The sequence below is a fragment of the Sphingomonas sp. GW821-FHT12D09 genome, from assembly GCF_058807215.1.
In genome coordinates this window covers 1-21,061 of the sequence record NZ_JBXAQL010000002.1, presented here as the reverse complement: position 1 = coordinate 21,061, position 21,061 = coordinate 1, and the positions used below count along the sequence as shown (strand labels likewise).

General features: G+C 65.9%; 16 protein-coding genes. 8 read left to right on the top strand and 8 right to left on the bottom strand.

Annotation, left to right across the window (positions count from 1 at the left end; genetic code table 11):
* Positions 1–204 precede the first annotated feature (204 nt).
* Positions 205–1,086 carry a helix-turn-helix domain-containing protein gene (locus tag AC1RPL_RS09865; protein WP_493069129.1) on the top strand — a complete coding sequence of 294 codons (882 nt, stop codon included), beginning with the start codon at positions 205–207 and terminating at the stop codon, positions 1,084–1,086.
* Positions 1,087–1,377: 291 nt separating this feature from the next.
* Here the strand turns inward: AC1RPL_RS09865 and AC1RPL_RS09860 are convergent, their stop codons facing one another.
* Positions 1,378–2,277: a hypothetical protein gene (locus AC1RPL_RS09860; protein ID WP_493069128.1), complete on the bottom strand. Its 900-nt coding sequence runs from the start codon at positions 2,275–2,277 to the stop codon at positions 1,378–1,380.
* Between the two features lie 274 nt (positions 2,278–2,551).
* Between AC1RPL_RS09860 and AC1RPL_RS09855 the strand changes: the two genes are divergently transcribed.
* Both AC1RPL_RS09855 and acnA read left to right on the top strand, forming a co-directional pair.
* A complete protein-coding gene (locus AC1RPL_RS09855) occupies positions 2,552–4,303 on the top strand; it encodes a hypothetical protein (RefSeq protein ID WP_493069127.1) in 1,752 nt (583 codons plus the stop codon).
* A 205-nt stretch (positions 4,304–4,508) separates the two neighbouring features.
* Positions 4,509–7,184 carry an aconitate hydratase AcnA gene (gene acnA / locus AC1RPL_RS09850; RefSeq protein WP_493069126.1) on the top strand — a complete coding sequence of 892 codons (2,676 nt, stop codon included), beginning with the start codon at positions 4,509–4,511 and terminating at the stop codon, positions 7,182–7,184.
* Between the two features lie 78 nt (positions 7,185–7,262).
* On the opposite strand, the gene AC1RPL_RS09845 is transcribed toward acnA, so the two are convergent.
* Both AC1RPL_RS09845 and AC1RPL_RS09840 read right to left on the bottom strand, forming a co-directional pair.
* The gene (locus AC1RPL_RS09845) at positions 7,263–8,174 is read right to left on the bottom strand and encodes an eCIS core domain-containing protein (RefSeq protein ID WP_493069830.1); all 912 of its coding nucleotides are present in this window, start codon (positions 8,172–8,174) and stop codon (positions 7,263–7,265) included.
* A 74-nt stretch (positions 8,175–8,248) separates the two neighbouring features.
* Positions 8,249–8,467, bottom strand: a complete 219-nt coding sequence (locus tag AC1RPL_RS09840) for a hypothetical protein (protein ID WP_493069125.1) — start codon at positions 8,465–8,467, stop codon at positions 8,249–8,251.
* Between the two features lie 680 nt (positions 8,468–9,147).
* On the opposite strand from AC1RPL_RS09840, the gene AC1RPL_RS09835 reads away from it, so the two are divergent.
* From AC1RPL_RS09835 to AC1RPL_RS09820, 4 genes are read left to right on the top strand one after another with little or no spacing between them, the layout of a single operon-like run.
* The gene (locus tag AC1RPL_RS09835) at positions 9,148–9,900 is read left to right on the top strand and encodes an SGNH/GDSL hydrolase family protein (protein WP_493069124.1); all 753 of its coding nucleotides are present in this window, start codon (positions 9,148–9,150) and stop codon (positions 9,898–9,900) included.
* The gene (locus AC1RPL_RS09830) at positions 9,897–11,111 is read left to right on the top strand and encodes a GDSL-type esterase/lipase family protein (protein WP_493069123.1); all 1,215 of its coding nucleotides are present in this window, start codon (positions 9,897–9,899) and stop codon (positions 11,109–11,111) included. Before AC1RPL_RS09835 ends, AC1RPL_RS09830 begins: the two co-directional genes overlap by 4 nt.
* Before the next feature lie 3 nt (positions 11,112–11,114).
* Entirely contained in the window at positions 11,115–12,521 is a 1,407-nt protein-coding gene (locus AC1RPL_RS09825) for an MBOAT family O-acyltransferase (RefSeq protein WP_493069122.1), read from the top strand.
* Positions 12,522–12,537: 16 nt separating this feature from the next.
* Positions 12,538–12,909 carry a hypothetical protein gene (locus AC1RPL_RS09820; protein ID WP_493069121.1) on the top strand — a complete coding sequence of 124 codons (372 nt, stop codon included), beginning with the start codon at positions 12,538–12,540 and terminating at the stop codon, positions 12,907–12,909.
* A 55-nt stretch (positions 12,910–12,964) separates the two neighbouring features.
* Here AC1RPL_RS09820 and AC1RPL_RS09815 read toward each other — a convergent pair whose 3' ends face one another.
* From AC1RPL_RS09815 to AC1RPL_RS09800, 4 genes are all read right to left on the bottom strand, one after another.
* Positions 12,965–15,985, bottom strand: a complete 3,021-nt coding sequence (locus AC1RPL_RS09815; RefSeq protein ID WP_493069120.1) for a TonB-dependent receptor plug domain-containing protein — start codon at positions 15,983–15,985, stop codon at positions 12,965–12,967.
* A gap of 315 nt (positions 15,986–16,300) precedes the next feature.
* Positions 16,301–16,768, bottom strand: coding sequence for an FKBP-type peptidyl-prolyl cis-trans isomerase (locus AC1RPL_RS09810; RefSeq protein ID WP_493069119.1), 468 nt, complete (start codon positions 16,766–16,768; stop codon positions 16,301–16,303).
* A gap of 9 nt (positions 16,769–16,777) precedes the next feature.
* A complete protein-coding gene (mtnP, locus tag AC1RPL_RS09805; RefSeq protein WP_493069118.1) occupies positions 16,778–17,647 on the bottom strand; it encodes an S-methyl-5'-thioadenosine phosphorylase in 870 nt (289 codons plus the stop codon).
* A gap of 3 nt (positions 17,648–17,650) precedes the next feature.
* Positions 17,651–19,066, bottom strand: a complete 1,416-nt coding sequence (locus tag AC1RPL_RS09800) for an amino acid permease (protein ID WP_493069117.1) — start codon at positions 19,064–19,066, stop codon at positions 17,651–17,653.
* Positions 19,067–19,615: 549 nt separating this feature from the next.
* Here AC1RPL_RS09800 and AC1RPL_RS09795 point away from each other — a divergent pair.
* A complete protein-coding gene (locus AC1RPL_RS09795; protein WP_493069116.1) occupies positions 19,616–20,119 on the top strand; it encodes a rhodanese-like domain-containing protein in 504 nt (167 codons plus the stop codon).
* A gap of 3 nt (positions 20,120–20,122) precedes the next feature.
* On the opposite strand, the gene AC1RPL_RS09790 is transcribed toward AC1RPL_RS09795, so the two are convergent.
* Positions 20,123–20,938 (bottom strand): glutaminyl-peptide cyclotransferase, encoded by an 816-nt coding sequence (locus AC1RPL_RS09790; protein WP_493069115.1) that lies wholly within the window; start codon positions 20,936–20,938, stop codon positions 20,123–20,125.
* Positions 20,939–21,061 lie beyond the last annotated feature (123 nt).

Sequence of the window (21,061 nt, the reverse complement as noted above, 5' to 3'; positions counted from 1 at the left end):
CCCCCCCTGGCCCTTCCCCGGAACCCTAGCACGACGCCGCCCCGACCATGCAAATCGCGCCAACCCCGTGCAAAACCACGGATTCCTGCTACTCAAAATGACGAATCGGCCGTTATCCATCTTCCCGCCGCTCCCCCGCCCCTCCAGATATTCCCGGAGAAGATGCCAGGTCACTTGCCACTCGATCCGCCGCCGGTCCGCTTGATGACGCGGCTGCTCGCCGAGTTTCAGACGACGATCCTCGCCACCGCCATCCCGCTGTTCGACGGCGATATCGACCGCGTCACCATCTTCGCGCTGATCACCCGCGACACGTACGGCTTCGAAGCCGCCGGCCAGCACCCGCCCTCCAGCATCTCCGCCCATTCGCTCGCCATGTCGCTGTCGCGCCCCTACGAGACCGTCCGCCGCCACGTCCATGCGCTGGTCGATGCCGGCTGGTGCGAGCGCGGGGCGGAGGGCGTCCATGCCAGCCCCGCCGAGCTCGCCCGGCCCGATCTCGTCGCCTTCCTAACCCTGATGCACGACGCCGCGGTCCGCTTCGTCGCCGACCTCGCGCACAATGGCGTGCCGATGCCCGAAGTCGGCGCCGCCCGCCCCTATCACCACGCCTCGGGCGTCCAGGCGGCGATCGACATGATGCTGGCGGTCGTCGACAGCAATCGCCGCGTCCATGGCGACTGGCTCGAGCTCGTCGTCTTCTCGACCATCTACTGCGCCAATTCGCGCCTGCTGAACCAGGACCGCGCGCTCGCCCGCCTGCACGCCGACGGGCGCACCACCCCGCCCGACGCGCTGCGCCCGCCCGTCCGCACCAGCGCCGTCGCCCGCGCGCTCGGCCTGCCCGAGGCGACCGTGCGCCGCCGCGTTGCCAGCCTGTGCGAGGATGGCCGGGTCGAGCGGCTCGGCAAGAAGTTGCGCGTCTCGGAAGACTGGCTCAACCGCCCGGACTCGCTCGCCACCAGCACGCAGAGCTTCGCCATCGTCCGGCTGCTCCTGGCCCGCCTGGGCGCGAACGGCTTCCCGCTCGACGACCCCTCGCGCGCCTATCTCGCCCGCCGCCCCCAGGTCCCCGCCTTCGACTGACGGACTGACCCAAATCGGCGCCCCAGCCGCACGCGTTCGTCAAAATGGGCACCCCGCCGCTTGAGCCACCGCGAGGGGCCTCCATAGCCAGAGCGCGATTCGCGAACCGGACGGCAGCCTTGCCGTCCGATATCAGCATGGCCTCGTCCCAATGCGGGGCCTAGCGGTCCGCCGGCTCCCTCTGGCGGCCACCATCGGTGGGCGCGGGCCTCCCAGCCCGCGCCCTATGGGGCCCAGCGCCTTCCTATCTTCCTTCTACCTTTCCCCGGCGAAGAAAACGCAGGGAAGCCATCACCCCATCCCACCCCCGGTGATCCGCGGCATCACGGCAGGCGGCGGCGCAGGCTCGGCCACCCCATCCTCGTCCCACTCGTCCTCATACTCCCCCTCGTCCTCGTCCCGCCGGAGCGACGCCTCCTGCGCCGCCTTGTCCGCGGCCGCGATCGCCCGCGCCTTGTCGATCATGTCGAGCTTCCGCATGATCGCGGCATTGGTATCCTCAGGGTCCGCCCGCGAGCCGAAGAACCCGCCTGCCGCCTTGGCCGCCGCCTCGGCAAAGGCGATCAGCTCCTTCTGCGTCGCATTGCGCCGCGGCGCGCCAGGCGCGGTCCCGCGCTCGATCAGCAGCCGCAGCAGCCCCTCCGAATAGCGCCGCTTGCGCGAGACCTCGACGCCGCCCTTCCAGACGATCTCATCCCAGCCCTCGACCGCCCGCTCATAGGCTGCCTGTTCGAGCGTCGGCGCCACCCGGTCGAGCGCCCGGTCCCAGGCGAGCGCGAACTTCGCATCGCGCTTGCGCATCCGATAGGCGGAAGTGTCGGAGATCCGCGCCCGGACGCACGCGTCGCGCACGCAGCCGGTCTCGGAGAGCGCCCGCAGGAAGATGCGCGTGCGGATCGCGGTCCAGCCGTCATGCCGCTGGCGATAGTCGCGGAACATGCCGTTGCGGCGGCGCTCGGCCTTCTCCGCCGCCTCGCTCAGCCGAGCCGCCCGCGCCTCCCCGGCCCGCGCCACCGCCTTGTCCCAGAGATGCGCGAAGTCGGGATCGATCTTGCGCCGATGATAGGCGCCGGCCGTACTCACCCCAGTCTCGCGGCACGCCCGCCGCACCGAACCATGCGCCGCCACCCCGCGCAGGAAAGCCTCCCGCACCGCACCCGACCAACGCTGCCGCCCAAACTCGCCCGCCATCCGACTCGCTCCATCTTTGAGGAGCCAACTCAGTTATGGGGAATTTTCCTACATTGGAAGAACAAATGTGGAACATCATCACTTCTCCCGACTTGTCCCGGTGAGAGAAATCGCCCGCAAGCCGGGGTTTGTCTTTTGCCCGTATCCCGTCACAATGACTGGCCGGCCAGCGTGCAGGGGAGCGCGCGGAGGGACGGGGGACATCATGCGCTTTTCGCCAAGCAGGTTGCACGCACCGCCACGCTGGTTACGCCGGTTGCTCGCGCCGATCTGGATGCTGCTGCTGCTCGGCGCCGTGGTGGGCCAGGTCGGAGGCAGCTGGCGCGTGATCACCAATCATCTTTGGTACGACGCTCCATTCGCCGCACTGGGGCTTAAAGGTGAGCAGGGAGCCTATGTCGAAGGTGCCGGCAATCTGCCCGATACCAAGAAGATCGAGATTGCCACCCAGCTCGCCGAGATAGACGGCAAGCCGGTGCCCGCCGACATTTCCTACGAAGCGTTCGCGCGCAGGGTGGCCGGCCCGATGGGAAGCGCCGTCACTCTCTCCTATTATGACGACGACGGCGAACTTTATGACATACAGCTCGTGCGCTCGTCCGCAAACGCAGAGGCGGTCAGCCCGTTGTGGCACACCCTGTTGGATCCATGGCTGGTCACGGCGCTGGAGCTGATCGCGGCGGGCATCGGCTTATGGGTTTCGATGCTGATGTGGCGGCGGCGCGACGACGGTGTCTCGTTCCTGCTTTCCTTCGGCCTGATCGGCCTGGTGCTCAGCGCCAGCCAGGTCTGGGACTTCCTGTCTTGGATAGATCTCGATCCACTGCCCTTTAACCTTATAATGACGCTCGGGCCGGTGCTGGGCACGACCTGCCTGGTAGCAGTGATCCCTGCCTTTCCCGACGGAGTCTATCGGCCGCGGTGGAGCGGCCTGTTGCTGATCGTCGCTCCCATTGTTGGCTCGTTGAATTTCTCCGGCGGCGTGATGCTGGTATTGTCGGATCGCCTGCCGGACGGCGCCTTGACGCTGTCCTTCGCCATAAGCCGGTGGGTCAGTTGGCTATCCGCGCTGATCGTGCTCACGGCGTGCGTCGCAGCAGTGCTGCGCTACCGCGCGACACCGCCGGGAATCGAGCGGCAGAAAGTCAAATGGGCGGCGCTGGCCATTGTCGTCGGTCTCGGCGCCTCCGCCTTGGCGAACCTCGTCTTGTACCGCATCTCGCTGGAGGGACCGGCCGGGGTGGGGGTCGAAGTTGGCAGGCTGGTGCTGATAGCGTTCGGCAATGCCGTGATACCACTCGGACTGCTTGCCTCATTGTCCGGCTGGCGGCCCAACGATGCCGATGGCGCTATCGGTCGCTCGGCAGCCTATGCTGCCCTCACATTGCTGATCGGCGCGATCTGGGCCGCGAGCACCACTTGGCTCGACAAGCTGGTCGGCGACGCCGTGACGCCCGCCGCCGCCGCCGGCATCAGCACCGCGGTGGCCGCTGCGATCTTCGTACCGACGCGCGAGCGCCTGCTGGGCTGGGCGGAGCGGCGCTTTCAGCCGGCGCTGGTCAAGCTGCGCGGCTTGCCTGCCAAGCTGTGGCCGTTGAAGATCGACCACGATCCGGCAGAAGTTGGGCGGGGAACCCTGCTGGCAATCGTCAACGGCATCCAGGCACGCAGCGCCGCGCTGGTCCTCGAAAGCCATGGCGACAGGCGCGTTATCGCCACCTACGAGACCAGCGTCGATGCCGTGCTGCTCGATCTGGATGCGGCTCCGCCCGATCGGGTTTTCCCGGTCCACCACGCGCTGTGCGATCTCATGGGCACCGTGGGCTATCTGCTGATCGGCCCGCGAAGCGACGGTGCTTCGTACAATCCGGACGAGAAGAAGGCGATCGGCCTGGTGCTGGGGCCCATCGCCGAAGTGCTGCGTGCGACATCGCGCCGCGCCGCGCGCGTCGATGCCCTGGCGGCGATGTTGACCTCGGTCGATGCCCGCGTCGCTGGACTCGAAGCATTGCGCGCGCGTCGCTAGCGATCCGCTGCGTGCTGCCGAACGCCGCATCGAGCGTGGAGCGGGGGTTGGCGTATAAGCCTCCCCTTCCCCTCCCCCCCGTCCCGCGCTAAGGCGCACGCGAATCTTCGCATTCGCAGCACCCGTTGCGCCCGCGCGGCCTACAATAGGCCAGCGTCCCCCGAGCGCCCGGGACCGGACAGACAGGGAAAGGACCCCGCGCCTCATGACCGCCATCGGAAACGATACCCTCGGCACTCGCGACACGCTCACCGTCGGCACCGCCAGCTATGATTATTTCTCGCTGCCCAAGGCCGCGAAGAAGCTCGGCGACATCAGCCGCCTGCCCTTCTCGATGAAGGTGCTGCTCGAGAACATGCTGCGCTTCGAGGACGGCGTCACCGTCACCAAGGACGATGCCCAGGCGATCGTCGACTGGCAGAAGGACGCGCGCTCGAACCGCGAGATCCAGTATCGCCCGGCCCGCGTGCTGATGCAGGACTTCACCGGCGTTCCCTGCGTGGTCGATCTCGCCGCGATGCGCGATGCGATCACCAAGCTCGGCGGCGATCCCGCCAAGATCAATCCGCAGGTCCCCGTCCACCTCGTCATCGATCACTCGGTGATGGTCGACGAGTTCGGCACGCCCAAGGCGTTCGAGGACAATGTCGCCCTCGAATATGAGCGCAATGTCGAGCGCTACGAGTTCCTGAAGTGGGGCTCCAAGGCGCTGAACAACTTCTCGGTCGTACCCCCGGGCACCGGCATCTGCCACCAGGTGAACCTCGAATATATCTCGCAGTCGATCTGGTCGTCCAAGACCGCGGACGGTGCCGCGACGATCGCCTATCCGGACACGCTGGTCGGCACCGACAGCCACACGACGATGGTCAACGGCCTGGGCGTGCTCGGCTGGGGCGTGGGCGGCATCGAGGCGGAGGCCGCGATGCTCGGCCAGCCGGTGTCGATGCTCATCCCCGAAGTCGTCGGCTTCAAGCTGACCGGCAAGCTGGGCGAGGGCATCACCGCCACCGACCTGGTGCTGACCGTCACCCAGATGCTGCGCGCCAAGGGCGTGGTCGGCCGCTTCGTCGAATTCTATGGCCCCGGCCTGCACGCGATGACGCTGGCGGACCGTGCGACGATCGCCAACATGGCGCCCGAGTACGGTGCGACCTGCGGCTTCTTCCCGATCGACGACAAGACGCTCGATTACATGCGCCTGACCGGCCGTCCGGACGAGACCGTCGCGCTGGTCGAGGCCTATGCCAAGGCGCAGGGCATGTGGCACGACGTGTCGGGCCCCGAGCCGATCTTCACGGACACTCTGGAGCTCGACATGAGCAGTGTCCGCCCGAGCCTTGCCGGCCCGAAGCGCCCGCAGGACCGGGTGAGCCTCGACAGCGTCGACGAAGTGTTCAACGGCGACCTGACCAAGGTCTACAAGAAGGATCACGCCGTGCGCGCCGAGGTCGAGGGTGCCGATCATGGTATCCGCGACGGTGACGTGGTGATCGCGGCGATCACCAGCTGCACCAACACTTCGAACCCCTCGGTGCTGATCGCGGCCGGCCTCGTCGCCCGCAAGGCGCGCGCGAAGGGCCTGAGCAGCAAGCCCTGGGTGAAGACTTCGCTGGCGCCGGGCTCGCAGGTGGTCACCGACTATCTCGACAAGACGGGCCTCACCGAAGACCTGAACGCGATGGGCTTCAACCTGGTCGGCTATGGCTGCACGACCTGCATCGGCAATTCGGGCCCGCTCGCCCAGCCGATCTCGGACGCGATCAACGGCAACGACATCGTCGCCGCCTCGGTCCTCTCGGGCAACCGCAACTTCGAGGGCCGCGTGAGCCCGGACGTCCGCGCCAACTTCCTCGCGTCGCCGCCGCTGGTCGTCGCCTATGCGCTCAAGGGCACGGTGACCGAGGACATGTACGAGACGCCGATCGGCCAGGGCACCGACGGCGAGGACGTGTTCCTCAAGGACATCTGGCCGTCGAACGAGGAAATCGCGGGCCTGATCGCTGCAAACATCGACGACCGCATGTTCCGCTCGCGCTACGCGAACGTGTACGCCGGCGACGATCACTGGCGGAAGATCAGCGTCGTCGGCTCGGACACCTATAGCTGGCCGACCAGCTCGACCTACATCCACAACCCGCCCTATTTCGAAGGGCTTACGATGACCCCGGCGGCGGTAACCGACATCGTCGACGCCAAGCCGCTCGCCATCCTCGGCGACTCGATCACCACCGACCACATCTCCCCGGCCGGCTCGATCAAGGCAGACAGCCCCGCAGGCACGTTCCTGCAGGAGCATCAGGTCTCGAAGAAGGACTTCAACAGCTACGGCGCACGCCGCGGCAATGACGAAGTCATGGTCAGGGGGACGTTCGCGAATATTCGCATTAAAAATGAAATGGTTCCGGGCATCGAGGGTGGCATGACGCGCTATGGCGGTCAGGTCATGCCGATCTACGACGCGGCCGTGCGCCACAAGAAGGACGGCACGCCGCTCGTCATCGTGGCGGGCAAGGAATATGGCACCGGCTCCTCGCGTGACTGGGCGGCCAAGGGCACCAACCTGCTCGGCGTGCGCGCCGTCATCACCGAGAGCTTCGAGCGCATCCACCGCTCGAACCTGGTCGGCATGGGCATCCTGCCGCTCCAGTTCGCCGACGGCGTGACCCGCGAGACGCTGAAGCTCAAGGGCAGCGACACCTTCACGATCAAGAACGTCGCCGGCCTGCGCCCGCGCCAGGATGTCGAAGTCGAGCTCACCCGCGAGGACGGCTCGAAGGAGACTTTCCTCACCCGTTGCCGGATCGATACCGTCAACGAGCTGGAATATTTCCTCAACGGCGGCATCCTGCAGTACGTGTTGCGCAAGCTCGCTGCCTGATCGGACAGATCCAAGCCAAATAGAAAGGCCGCGGCGGACATTCCGCCGCGGCCTTTTTGCTGCCTGCCCGGCCAGCGCTCATCCGTAGGTGATCGTGCCTTTCAGCTCGGCAGTGTGGCCGTGGTCCTTCGAATAGAGCCCATAGTCGTCCGTCACCGTGACGGTGATCTTGCAGCCCAGGTCCCGCGCCGTGTTTGCAAGTCGCGTGTCGCAGGTGGAACAGGGCCAGGCATCGATCGAGATGCTTCTGGCCACCTTCGCGGCCTCGTCCGCCTTGGCAGCCCCTCTTGCCTGCTTGATCGCGGCGACCGCATCCTTCCACGCCTTGCAGATCTGCGCTTCGGCATGATGCGAGGTGTCGGACATGTTGGCGGCGTTATAGGCCGTGCCGTCGGCGGTGGCATGAACGCCGTTGCCCTTCGATGTTTCGCCGCCGGTGCTGGTGCCGGAAAGCGGCGCGCCGCTCGCCATCCTGGTGTCCTTCGCGGCCGCAGCCGCCGCCGCAGTCGCGGGAGCCGCAGCTGCGGCAGCCGCGCGCGCCGCCGCCGCGGCGGCCTTGAGGGAGTTCGGCGCCGGCTTGGAGCGCTGGATCGCGCCCCGCGCATGGACTGAGCCCGGCACGGCAATCGCCCCCATGTGCCCGGCGCCGGCCGCCGCCTTCGCCTGCACCGGCATGCCGTGGTTCGCGGCGCGCATCCCCATCCGGTCAGCCTCGGCCTCGAGCACGCGGTCCTGCACCACCGACAGTCCATTGGCAGAGCCACGCACGCGCCCTTGGCGCTGCTGGACCACATGCGCGAGCTCGTGGCCGATCAACTGTTGCCCGCGCACCGTTTCGGGCTGATATTGTCCCGGCGCGAAGTACAGGTCGTTGCCGGTAGTGAAGGCGACCGCGCCGATCTGCGAAGCTTGCGGGCCGATATGGACCCTAACGCCCGAGAAGTCGGCGCCGAGTGCCGCTTCCATCTTGGTGAGCAGCGCGCCGGGCAGCGGCGTGCCGCGTCCGTTCGCCAGCTGCAGCTGCGACGGATCGATCGCTATGGTCTCGGCACCAAAAGGCTGGGCTACCGCGCGCGTCGCATGCGCCGGCGCCGGCCGTCCGGGCGCCGCCCGCCGCTGACCGCGGCCAGCCCGCCGAAGCTGGGCGGAGGCGGTCCCGCAAGCGCCTTGCCCACCGTCACGCCGGGCACCGTCGCCGCGCTAGCCGGCGCGAGGCACTGCAGGGCACTGGGCTGGCGCATGCCGCCACCGATGAAGAATCCCTGGATCACGCGTGCAGGCATCGTTCCTCTCCCATGGAGGCGCCAAACAGCTTGCGTAGCTGTGTCTATCACGGTTTCGAAATGCCAACCAGCACGACCGGGCGCACCATCCTACGCGAATCGCTTGCCTGCGAATCGAGTCGGCAAATTGAGTCGATCGGTTCGTCGCTGCAATGCCACGGCCTGCCTCAGTCCGTCCTGAGGGAAATTGATAATTACTCGCAGAAGAAAATACCCGCAGCGCACCAAAGCGCGATTCCAGACGCGGCCTACCAAGACGTTCACAAAATATCCCGATAAATTTCCCGCTAAATAACGTTTACAAATAGCCTGACGTGATATTACCCTGCTTCATATTTACACTTTTGCCATTTAAAGACAGTTTATCGCAATAGCCTCGATAACACTCCCGGCGCTAACGACATCATTAAGTATATATACTTGATAATCTTGAGAAATATTTTACGTCAATACAAAATCCATCTGGACTATACTTTTATATCACCCTATTTATGCGTCGGGCTCCAATAGACTGGCTCACAATGAACCTCACAAAACTAGTAATGGACCGTTCCGCGGTCCTTCTTATCGGCGTGTCCGTAGGAGTCGTGATCGGTCTCAGCTTTCTCGGAGGCTCCATTCCTGCCGGCTCTACAGTAATTTGCGGTAGTTGTTCGCCCGCTATACATAAGGACGCTACTTTGCGTGCGCCCGAGGTAAGCGGCGCGAAACAATGCGCCGCCCCCGCGCAACGCCAGCTCATCTCCACGCTTCGCGCGCACCGTGCCGTTCGTGTCGCCGTGTTCGGCGACAGTTATGGCGACGGAATCTGGTCCGGGCTGCAGCGCCAGCTCACGACGGCGGACGGCTATGAGGTGATCAAGTACAGCCAGCCCGCAAGCGGCTTCACCCGCTACCGCACGCTCAACCTCGAGGCGCATGCCGCCGAACAGCTGGGCGACGACAGGATCGACCTTGCGGTGATCTCGTTCGGCGCCAACGACGTGCAGGGGATCATCACCGACGAAGGCAAGCATGCCCCGCTATTGGGCGATCTGTGGAAGGCGCAGATCGGCAAGCGGATCGATCGCTATGTCGCGCTGCTGCGCCGGCACGACGCCCTGGTCTATTGGGTCGGCCTGCCGCACATGCGCGATGCCGCGTTCGATGCGCAGGTCGGCGCGATCAACGACTTCTACGCCTCGGAAATGGCGAAGCTGGAAGTGCCCTTCCTCGACAGCCGCCCGGTCGCGTCCGACGCCAGCGACGCCTACGCCGCCTATCTCCCCGATCCGAAGACCGGCGAGCGTACCTTGGTCCGTGCGGGCGACGGCATCCACATGTCGATGACCGGCTATGTCTGGATCACCCGCGGCCTGGCCGGGCGGATCCGCGACTATGTCGACGCGACCCGACCGATCGCAGGCCCCGCTCCCAAGGAAACCGGCAAGTGATCGTGCTCGCCGCATTGCTGCTCGCCGGCGCGCCCTGCACCGGCCCGGTGTGCAACTTCGATACGCTGGCGCCTTGGGCCGCGAAGATGGCAGAGGCGAAGCACGCACCCGCGGGCACGCCGCCGGTGCACATCCTCCAGATCGGCGACAGCCACACCGCGGGCGATGCGCTGACCGGCGCCTGGCGCGCGCTGCTCCAGGCGGACTCGGGCAATGGCGGCCGCGGCGTGCTGCCACCTGGCCGACCATATGCCGGTTATCTAACCCGCGGCGTGACTATATCCATGTCGCCCGACTGGCAGATTGCCGCGAGCTTCGGCCCGGGATCGACCCCGCCTCGCCCGCCGCTCGGCCTGTCAGGCTTCACCCTCACCTCCGTCACCCCCGACGCACGGATGGGGCTGGTCGCGGAGCCAGCCATGGCTTTCGATCGCTTCGTGCTGTGCGCGATGGCCGGACTGCGCGCCCGCAGCGTGACCGTGAAGGCCAGCGACGACACGCGAACGATCGACCTCGATTCCGACATCGCCGAGCCGCGCTGCACGACGCTCCACTGGGACATGCCGCAGACCGCGATCGAGGTGATTGCAGATGCCGGCCCGGTGACGATCACCAGTTGGGGTACCTTCCGCGACCAGGGCGGCGTCGCGCTTTCCAACCTCGGGATCGTCGGCTCGCAGCTCCAGCACTTCGCCCGCACCGATGACACGGTGATCGCCCGGGAGCTGCGCGCCTATGCGCCCGACCTGATCGTCCTGGCCTTCGGCACCAACGAAGGCTTCGCGCCGCATTTCGATGCGAACAGCTATCGCGCGACGCTGATCGAGCAGGTCAGCCGGCTGCGCAGGCTCGCGCCGGACGTGCCGCTGCTGCTGCTCGGCCCGCCCCAGGCGCTCAGCCGGAATCCGGCGCTCCAGGCCAATGCCGATGGCGTGCTGACCGGCTGCCCCGCTGCTGATCCCACAAATCCGCCGCTGTTCGAGCCGCCGGCGCTCGGCCGCGTCCGCGCGATCCAGCGCGACCTCGCACAGGAGATGGGCTTTGCCTGGTGGGACTGGGCGGCGCGGATGGGCGGCCCCTGCGCGGCTGTGCGCTGGTTCGCCGATGGCCGGATGCGCGGCGACTATGTCCACCTCACTTCCGCCGGCGGCCGTGCGCTCGCGCAGCTGCTGCAGGACGATCTCGTCCGCTTCGCCTTTCCTGGACGCTAGACGATGCTGTTCCCCACGCTGAGCTTCGGCCTGTTCTTCCTCGCGGTGTTCGCCCTCACCTGGAGCACCACTTCCAACGACTGGCGCAAGCTGGTGCTGCTCGTCACCAGCTGGATCTTCTACGGTGCCTGGGACTGGCGCTTCGTGCCGCTGCTGATCGTCTCGGCGGTGATGAACTGGGGCGTCGCCGCGCTGATCGCCCGCGGCGACGATGCCGGGCGTCGCAAGGCGCTGATGCTCGGCGGCGTGGCCGCCAATCTGGCGATGCTCGGCTTCTTCAAATATTTCGACTTCTTCGCCGAACAGGCCGGCAGCCTGCTCGAGCTGCTGGGCGTGAAGCAGGACCCGGCGCTGATGCAGGTGATCCTGCCGGTCGGCATATCCTTCTTCACCTTCCAGGGGATCAGCTACGCGGTCGACGTCTACAAGGGCCGCGTGTCAGCTGCGCGGCTGCTCGACATCCTGCTGCTGATGTCCTTCTTCCCGCACCTCGTCGCCGGCCCGATCGTCCGCGCGTCCGACCTGGTGCCGCAGTTCCAGCAAAAGCCGCAGCTCAACCGCGGCATGGCTACGATGGGGCTGCTGCTGATCGTCTGGGGTCTGTTCAAGAAAGCGGTGATCGCCTCGGAGCTCGCCACCGCCTTCGTCGATCCCGTGTTCGAGGCGCCGATGATGCACGGGCGGATCGACCTGATCCTCGCCGCCTATGGCTATGCGGTGCAGATCTATTGCGACTTCTCGGCCTATTCGGACATGGCGATCGGCGTCGCGGCGTTGCTCGGCTACCGGTTCCCGCGCAATTTCGATCGGCCCTATCGCTCCGCCTCGCTTCAGGAATTCTGGCGGCGCTGGCACATCAGCCTGTCGCGCTGGCTGCGCGATTATCTCTATATCGACGCGCTGGGCGGCAATCGCGGTGGCAGGACGCGGGTCTATCGCAACCTGATGATCACGATGCTGCTCGGCGGGCTGTGGCACGGCGCGGCCTGGACCTTCGTGATCTGGGGCGGGCTGCACGGCGCGGCGCTCTGCGTCGAGCGCTGGTGGTCGCGTTCGGAGATCACCAAGGCACTGGTGCTGCCGTATTGGGCAAAGGTGGCGCTCACCTTCCATGTCGTCGTGCTCGGCTGGGTCTTCTTCCGCGCGGCGAGCTTCGACGACGCGGTCGCCTATCTCGGCGGCATTTTCGCGCCGGGCGTCGATACGATGACGGTGACGCCGCTGGTGGTGGCGCTGATCGCGTTCGGCCTGGCGATCCACGCGCTGCCCTGGGACGCGATGCAGCGGGCGGCCCAGCGCCTGCGCACCCTGCCCGCCCCGGCCTTCGCGCTGGGGCTGGCGGCGGCGATGCTGGTGGTCGACGCGATGCGCTACGAAGGGGTCGCGCCCTTCATCTATTTCCGATTCTGACAAGAGGATTGCCACGATGGAAGCGCGCATCCGCGACAGCTACGAATTCCCCACAGACCTGCCCGAAGAAGCGGACCCGCGCGGCGCGCTGCGCTGGACCGTCGGCGTGATCGCCCTCACCGCCGCCGCGCTCGCCCTCACCAACGCCGGCGCGATCAGTGGCTGGGCGGGCAGCTTCGATCCGCAGCCCGGCGTGATCGCGCTGGTCCAGGCCGCGGACGGCTGGGACGAGACCACCGCCCGCCTCGGTCTGGCCGAACCGCACACGCGCATGCACCGAGCTTGGAAGCACATGGAGCAGGCCCGCTGGTCTGACGGCGGCCCGGTGGTCGAGCAGGCGGCGCTCGATCCGCGCGCGCCCGAGCGGGACCCCGCCACCGCCAAATGAAAAAAGGGCGGCCTCCCGAAGGAGACCGCCCCGTTTCATGAACTTCCGGGCGCTGTCAGAACCGGAAGTTCGCTCCCGCCCGGAACTGGCGGCCGATAAGGCCGGAATAGTGCCAGGTGGTGAGGAAGTTCGGCGCGCTCGCATATGCCGCCGGTGCCAGCGGAGCCCGCGCATCGAGCAGGTTCTTCACGTTGACGAAGAAGGTGAACTGGTCGTTCACGCGCGCCGTCATGTTCAGATCGTTGCTGATGAACGAATTCACGTAGCAGAACTGGTTGAGGTTGGTGCTGCGATACAGGCTCGCCGAGCAATCCGTCGTGTACGGCGCCGTGGGCGGGCCGGCCTGCTGGTCGGTCGAGACCTCCTTGATCTTGCCGACATAATAGGTCGTCAGGCTGACCGAGAAGTCCCCGAAGTCGAGCGTGTTCTGCCAGTTGCCGCGCCAGTCCGGCGTGCCGTTGCCCGACGACAGGTCGTACGGACCGAAGGTGCCGGCATAGCTCTGCACGCCGTTGGCGGCATGCAGGTCGTACTTGAACAGGTGCGTCGCTTCGATGCGGCTGGTGAACTTCACGCCGGGTGCGATGTTGAAGTTCGCCGTCGCGGCCAGATCGATGCCCGAGGTGATCGCATAGTTGGCGTTCACATAAGGCACGTTGATGATCAGCACGCGGGGCAGCGCGGTCGGGTAGAGCGGATCGGCGCCGTCCACCGTGTTGACCGAATAGCCCGGACCAACCGCGGCAACCGCGGTCTGCGCCGCAGCAAGGTTTGCCGAGCTGAAATACGCGCTGACCGCCTTGCCGATATCCGGACCCGCGACGATCAGGTTCGACTTCTTCACGTTGTAATAGTCGGCAGTGAAGCTGAACCAGCGCACCGGCTGGAAGATCAGTCCTGCGGTGAAGCTGCGCGAGGTCTCCGGCTTGAGGTTCGGGTTGCCGGCCACGCCGCGGCCAAGCGAGTAGGCCAGGTTGTACGGATTGCCGCCCGAAGCGCAGGTGGTGGTGTTACCGGTGCCGCCATGAGCCAGCTGGAACGCGCAGGGCGGCGTCGTGGTGACGAAGCCGGCATATTGGCTGCGTGCGCCCGATTCCGCGAAGGTCGGTGCGCGGAAGCCCTGCGAATAGGTGCCGCGGATCGCGAACTCCTTGATCGGTGCGAACTTGGCGCCGATCTTCGGCGAGAAGTGACTGAAGCCTTCCGAATAATGATCGTACCGGCCCGAAGCGGTCACATCGAGCGACTTCAGGATCGGGGCGTCGATTTCGAAATAGGCGGCCGAGACGGTGTGCGAGCCGAACGCCGATGCCGTGGTCAGGCCATAGGTGTCGAGCTTGGCGTTCTGGTTGTTGTTCTCCAGCATCTCGTGACGGACCTGGCCGCCAACGGCGAACTGCAGCGAGCCGCCCGGCAATTCGGTCACGACCTTCGTGATCGATGCATCGGCGCCGTACATTTCGGAGTGCGACGGGGTGATCTTGTCCGGCGCGAGCGCATTGCGCACTGCCTGGCTGTTCGCCGACGGGTTCACGAAATTATACGAGCCGGTGTTGATCGCCGTGCGCAGCGCCGCGATGTTGATCAGGCCGTGCTGGTTGATCTCCAGATTGTCGCGGGCATAGACGCCCTCGACACGCCAGTTCCAGTCCCCCCCGAAATCGCCGCTCAGGCCGCTGGTGAAGCGATAGACTTCATTGGTGCGCTCGCTGCCGGCGGGGATGTCGCCGAACGCGTAATAGATGCGCGCCGCCCCGTTCGACGGATCGGTGGCATAGGCAGCGGCATAGGGATTGTTCGGGTTGAGCGCGCGGCCCGGGGCACCGATAGTCGCGCAATTGACGCCCGAGGTGCAGATATAGACCGGCAGCACGATGCCCGGGTTGCTCGAGGCAACGCCCGGTGCCGCGCCGAACGGCTGGGTCTGGCGGATCGCCGAGGGCGCACCGTGGATGCTGACATAAGAGCGGCTGTAGCTGCCCGTGATATAGCCTTCGATATTGTCGGCAACGCGAACGCTCAGGCGGCCATTGACCGAATAGCGCTCCTGCAGCGGCTGGATCTGGCGATACTTGTCGACTAGGTCGTACTTGCAGCCCGTGCCCGCCTGCGACGAGGTCGCCACGGTGAAGGTGCCGCCGGTGCAGTTGGCAAGGCCAAGTGCCGTGTAGTTGATGCCCGAAAGCGGCGTGCCGGTCGCGCCGCTCAGCGGGTTGTTGAGGTCGTTCTGGTGGACACGGCCGGTATAGGCGGTCGGCACGTTGACGACGAGCGAGCCGTCCGAGGCATTGTTGTCGATGCCGCCGATCGAGCTCAGGTCCTGCGTGTTGTACGGGAAGCCGCGATCGTGGTTCGAGACGCGGTCGTCACGCTGATATTCGGCGTTGACGTAGAAGTTGAAGCCCGACTTGGCATAATCGCCAAAGCCCAGCGTCAGGTCGCCGCGCAGATGGCCTGCATCGCCGCGCTCGGCCGCGCCACCTTCGATCGTGCCGGCAACGCCGTTGAACTGCTTCTTGAGGATCAAATTGACCACGCCGCCGATCGCGTCCGCGCCATAGGTCGACGAGGCGCCGTCCTTCAGCACTTCGACGCGGTCGACCAGGCTGAACGGGATCGTGTTCAGATCGACATAGGCGTTGTGGCCGTCATCGTTGATCGGGAAGTTCGCACCGCGCAGGCCATCGACAAGGACCAGCGTCGAGGAAACGCCGAGGCCGCGCAGCGACACGGCCGAACCGCCCGCCGAGAAGCCCGACTGGAAACCGGTGCCGATCGAGCCGGCGCCATCGGCCGAGATCGAGCGGACTGCATCGGTGATCGTGGTGATGCCGGCCTTGGCCAGCGTGTCCGACGTCAGCACGGTAACCGGCGACGGCGTCTCGGTATCGGTACGGCGCAGCAGCGAACCGGTGACGACGATCGAATCGCCCTCGTCGGTGACGGCAGGCTTGTCCTGCGTCGCCGTGGCAGGCGCGGTCTGCGCATATGCCGGCGCCGCCATCATGCCCAGCGCAAGCGCCAGTGGCGCTGCGCTGCGGGCAAGACGCCGCAGGTTGGTGGTCTGTTGCAGCATGAAACTTCCCTTCGCTCTCTTTTCCGGATTTTGTCCGGTTTGTTTCGAGCAGACTCTCCCCCCAGGAAGGCCTCTCTGAGCTGCAGGGTGTTTCACTCCGGTTCCGTTGTAAAGAAGCAGAAACATTTCATTTAGAATTGAGAAACATTTGTCGGCGGCTGTGCCACAAAGGCAACACGCTCTCCGAAGCACGCAGGCGGAGCCTGCCTCCCCTTGGGCCGGCGCTGTACCACGGGAAAATACGTAACCCCGCGACCGGCGCGGAAATGCCGGTCGCGGGGCTGCAATATGTCTGAAACGGAGTCGGAGGGGCGCTTACTGCGCGGCAGGGATGTCGATCAGCTCGATGTTGAACAGCAGCGTCGCGCCGCCGGGGATCGGGCCCTTGCCCGTAAAGCCGTAACCAAGGTTGGCCGGGATCGCGATCTCGAACGTGTCGCCCACGCCCATCAGTGGCACCGCGACCTGCCAGCCCTTGATCAGCCTGCCGAGCGGAAAGGTCGCCGGCTCGCCGCGATCATAGGAACTGTCGAACTTCTCGCCGTCGATGAAGGTACCGGCATAATGCAGCGTCACCGTGTCGGCGACCGTGGGGTGCTTGCCCGTGCCGTCGCCCTTCACCCGGCGCCAGCGCAGCCCTTCCGGCGTGCTGTGCCAGCCATCCGAGCCATTGAGCTTGGCGAGCGCCAGCATCTGCTGGCTCTGCCAGGCCATGTCCTGCGAGCGATCGGGTGCGGGTGCGTCCTGGGCGGCGAGCAGGGCAAGGGCAGCGAGAAACGACATGACGAATCCTTAGTTGGAGAGAGCGCGGCCGGCGACCGCATCGAGCTTGCGCAGCAAATGCGGGTCGCGCGCGTTCGCCGCGGTGATCAGCGCGAAATCGAGGCAGGTATCGATCGGCGAGGCGGGGCGCTCCGCCGGCAGGTTCTGCAGCAGGTGCATCACCATCCGGCGCGCCTTGTCGGCATTGGTGCCGAGCTGGGCGATCACCGTGGCGACATCGACGGCCTCCTCGCCCTCGCGCCAGCAATCATAGTCGGTGACCATGCCGACCAGCGCATAGGGCAGCTCCGCCTCGCGGGCGAGCTTGGCCTCGGGCATGCCGGTCATGCCGATGATGTGGCAGCCCCAGCTGCGATAGAGATGGCTCTCCGCACGAGTCGAGAATTGCGGCCCTTCCATCGCCAGATAGGTGCCGCCGACATGCGTCAGAGCACCCGCAGCCTTGGCCGCGTCGGCTGCCAGCGCGGAAAGGCGGGGGCAGACCGGATCGGCCATCGACACATGCGCGACCATGCCTTCGCCGAAGAAGCTCGAGGGCCGGCCCTTGGTCCGGTCGATGAACTGGTCGGCAATGGTGAAGGTGCCCGGCGCGCGCTCCTCGGCCAGGCTGCCGACCGAGGATACTGCCAGCACATCGGTCACGCCCAGGCGCTTCAGCACGTCGATATTGGCGCGGACGTTGAGGTCCGACGGCGAGACACGGTGGCCGCGGCCATGGCGCGGCAGGAACACCACGCGGACATGGCCGACACGGCCGACGAAGCAGTCGTCCGAGGGCTTGCCCCAGGGACTCTCGGTCGAGATCCACTCGCCATCCTCGATGCCGTCGACATCGTAGAGACCCGATCCGCCGATGATCCCGATCGTCCAGCCGCTCATCGTCTACCCCTTTGCTGCGTTGCGGCGGGCATAAGCGAAGTAGACGACCAAACCCAAGAGGTTCCAGCAGCCGAACCAGATCTGCGTGCGCTCGGGCAGGCTGATGAACAGATAGAAGCAACCGAAGATCGCCCCCAGTCCCACGAGCCACGGCGCGGGCGCGCGGAACGGGCGCGGTGCATCGGGCGAACGGCGGCGCAGGACGAGCAAGCACAGGCCGACTGCGGCAAAGGCCAGCAACGTGCCGGCATTGGCCAGCGCAGCGATCTCGTCGATCGGCAGGAAGGCCGCGAAGATGCTCACCACGCATGCCGTGAACAGGGTAATGCGCACCGGCGAACCTCGCTTCGAGACCTTGGCCAGGCTCTTGGGCAGCATGCCGTCACGCGCCATCACGAAGAAGATGCGGCTCTGGCCGAACAGGAAGCCCAGGATCACCGTGGGCAGCGCGATGATCGCGCTCAGCGCCAGGAACTTGGCGACCCCCGGCTGGCCGATCTCGCGCAGGATCAACGCCAGCGGCTCGGGGCTGTCGGCGAAGCGGGTATAGGACAGCGCGCCGACGGCAGCGACCGCGACGATCATGTAGATGGCGACGCAGGCGATCATCGATCCGACGATGCCGATCGCCAGGTCGCGGCCGGGATTCTTGGCCTCTTCCGCCGCCGTGGAGATCGCATCGAAGCCGTAGAAAGCGAAGAAGATGATCGCAGCGGCGGCCATCACGCCGCGCTCCACTCCGCCTTCGCTCACGTGCTTGGTGAAGCCGAAAGGCGCGAACGGATCGAAGTTCGCGGCGTTGAAATAGGGCAGCGCGACAGCGACGAAGACGGCCAGCGCGATCAGCTTCACCACCACCAGGATGGCGTTGAGCGTCGCGCTCTCGCGCGTGCCGAGGATGAGCAGGCCGGAGACCAGCCAGACCACGAACAGCGCCGGCACGTTGACGCCCCAATGCGCCACCTGCCAGCCCAGCATCTGCGGGCCGTGGGTAAGCTCAGGCGGTACGCCCAGGCTGGTGAGGAAGGGCGTCGCATAGCCCGACCAGCCCACCGCGACCGTCGCCACCACGAGCGTATATTCGGCGAGCAGACTCCACCCGACCACCCAGGCGATGATTTCGCCGAGGCTCACATAACTATAGGTATAGGCACTGCCCGAAGTCGGTATCATCGTCGCCAGCTCGGCATAGGCGAGCGCGGCACAGGCGCAGATCGCGCCGGCAACGACGAAGGAGAGGATCACCGCCGGCCCCGCCCGGTCCGCGCCGACGCCGATCAGCGTCAGGATGCCCGTCCCGACGATCGCGCCGACGCCGAGCGCGACGAGATGCGGCCAGGACAGCGTGCGTGCGAGGCGATGCTCGGGCGGCCGGTCTTCCTCCGCGACGATCTGCTTCAGGCGGAACAGGCTGGCCATCGAAACTCCCCTCTCTCTTTGGGCAAGAGGTGTAGCGTGGCGCGGCTAGGGCGCAACTTTGTTTCGTGTCATTCCCGGGAAAAGGGGAAGCGATCCAGGATCTCGACATCTAGGCGCTGAACGTGACCTCCCGCCTTCACCCCGGCCTTGTGCCGGGGTCCACAGCGCCTCACGGTCTGGGCAAGAGCTTGTTGTTCGCCGCTCGCCTCCCGGTGGCGCCCGCACGAGGCCGGGGTGACAAGAGAAAGGCGGCGCCAAGGCGATCCTTCATATGTCGATCGGCCCTAGTGGCGTGCGCCCGTCGAACGCGTTGAACATGGGGCTTTCAATGTAGGATTTTGCATGGTTACGTCCTTGGCATGACGACCAACCCGCGATTCGCCCGTTTCAGCCGGCGAGCGGGAAGCGGCGGCAAAGTGAAACAATGTTGGTCGACTCCCTTCACTTTGCCGGCATCGGCGCACTCTAGAATCAACGAAATCGACGTTCAGCAAAGGTGCAGCCGCCCAGCGCGATCTTTGCCCATCCGATTGGCCTGGGAGACCCCCGATGCTGTTGCTCACCGCCCTCGCGCTAAGCCTTGCCGCGCCCCAGGATCCGCCGGCGCATCCGCCTGCCAATCCGCAGATCGACTATGCCGGGTTCGCCACGCTCACCTTCGACGTGCGCGAACTGCGGGCCAAGCGCCTGCTGCCCTTCGATCGCTTCCAGGCAATGGCGAGTGAGAAGGGCGTGCTGCTGCTCGACGCCCGTTCGAAGGACGCATTTGCGCGCGGCCATATCGCCGGGGCGGTCAATCTGCCCTTCACCGATTTCACGGCGGAATCGCTGGCTGCCTTGGTCGGCGCGGATCGCGAGCGCCCGATCCTGATCTACTGCAACAACAATTTCTCGAACCACCGCGCGCCGGTGCCGCTCAAGTCTGCCCCGCTCGCCCTCAACATCCAGACCTTCATCAACCTGGTCGGCTATGGCTATGCCAATATCTGGGAGCTGCGCGACGTGGTCGATTTCGAAGACCCGAGGGTCGGCTGGGTCACCGCTCCGGCCTGAGCCTTATTTGGCGCAGGTCGTCAGCTTCGCCGCATCGGCATTGTTGCTCACCGAGGCACCTTGCTTCACTTCGAAGAGCTGGGGCCAGCGCTTGCCGACGACGAACACGCGCTTGGCGGCGGCGTCATAGGCAATGCCGTTGGGCACGATATCGGGATCGTCGGTCTTCGGCCCAAGCGCGCTCACGTCGAGGAAGCTCTTCACCTTGCCACTGGTCGGGTCGATCCGTGCGACCAGGTTGGTCTGCCAGATGTTTGCCCAGATCTCGTTATCGATCCACTCGAGCTCGTTGAGCTGTGTGACCGGGCACCCATTGGCGGTCACCTTGAGCGTCGAGACCGGCTGCATCGTCTTGGGATCGAGGAAGCGCAGCTCGTCGCTGCCGTTCGACATGATGATGTTCTTGCCGTTCTGGGTCATGCCCCAGCCCTCGCCCTGATAGGCGAAGGTGTCGCCAAGCGTCATGTCCTTGAAATTATAGGTGAAACCGGTCTGGTCCTTCCAGGTCAGTTGATAGAGCTTGTCGCCCATCGCCACGATGCCCTCGCCGAAATAGGGCGCGGGCAGGTCGACTTGCTGCAGCACTTTGCCGGTCGCCGGATCGACCTTGCGGATGAACGAGGTGCCCGCCTCGCCGGTGCTCTCATAGAGCGCGCCGTCCTTGAAGAAGAGCCCTTCGGTGAAGGCGCTCGGATCATGCGGATGCGTCGCGACGACGCTCGCGGTATAGACCGGGATCCCGCTGACCCGCAGGAAGAAGAACCACACGCCGACCGCGATCACGGCCAGGGCGACGACTGCAAGGAGAATGCGCTTCATCGCGGCGGAGAAAGCCGTGCGAGCGCGCCGCTGTCAACGGCGAAGCCGCCGGCGCGGCTATGGCGGGCAATAAAGACTTTCCGATCGGGCTGGATTGCCGGGTCATGGTTGGCGGCGCGGTGT

Excerpts from the sequence above, each read along its gene's own strand:
- AC1RPL_RS09865 (WP_493069129.1), top strand. The coding sequence starts at position 205 with ATGACGCGGCTGCTCGCCGAGTTTCAGACGACGATCCTCGCCACCGCC.
- AC1RPL_RS09860 (WP_493069128.1), bottom strand. The coding sequence starts at position 2,277 with ATGGCGGGCGAGTTTGGGCGGCAGCGTTGGTCGGGTGCGGTGCGGGAG.
- AC1RPL_RS09855 (WP_493069127.1), top strand. The coding sequence starts at position 2,552 with ATGCTGCTGCTGCTCGGCGCCGTGGTGGGCCAGGTCGGAGGCAGCTGG.
- acnA (WP_493069126.1), top strand. The coding sequence starts at position 4,509 with ATGACCGCCATCGGAAACGATACCCTCGGCACTCGCGACACGCTCACC.
- AC1RPL_RS09840 (WP_493069125.1), bottom strand. The coding sequence starts at position 8,467 with ATGCCTGCACGCGTGATCCAGGGATTCTTCATCGGTGGCGGCATGCGC.
- AC1RPL_RS09825 (WP_493069122.1), top strand. The coding sequence starts at position 11,115 with ATGCTGTTCCCCACGCTGAGCTTCGGCCTGTTCTTCCTCGCGGTGTTC.
- AC1RPL_RS09820 (WP_493069121.1), top strand. The coding sequence starts at position 12,538 with ATGGAAGCGCGCATCCGCGACAGCTACGAATTCCCCACAGACCTGCCC.
- AC1RPL_RS09815 (WP_493069120.1), bottom strand. The coding sequence starts at position 15,985 with ATGCTGCAACAGACCACCAACCTGCGGCGTCTTGCCCGCAGCGCAGCG.
- AC1RPL_RS09810 (WP_493069119.1), bottom strand. The coding sequence starts at position 16,768 with ATGTCGTTTCTCGCTGCCCTTGCCCTGCTCGCCGCCCAGGACGCACCC.
- mtnP (WP_493069118.1), bottom strand. The coding sequence starts at position 17,647 with ATGAGCGGCTGGACGATCGGGATCATCGGCGGATCGGGTCTCTACGAT.
- AC1RPL_RS09800 (WP_493069117.1), bottom strand. The coding sequence starts at position 19,066 with ATGGCCAGCCTGTTCCGCCTGAAGCAGATCGTCGCGGAGGAAGACCGG.
- AC1RPL_RS09795 (WP_493069116.1), top strand. The coding sequence starts at position 19,616 with ATGCTGTTGCTCACCGCCCTCGCGCTAAGCCTTGCCGCGCCCCAGGAT.
- AC1RPL_RS09790 (WP_493069115.1), bottom strand. The coding sequence starts at position 20,938 with ATGAAGCGCATTCTCCTTGCAGTCGTCGCCCTGGCCGTGATCGCGGTC.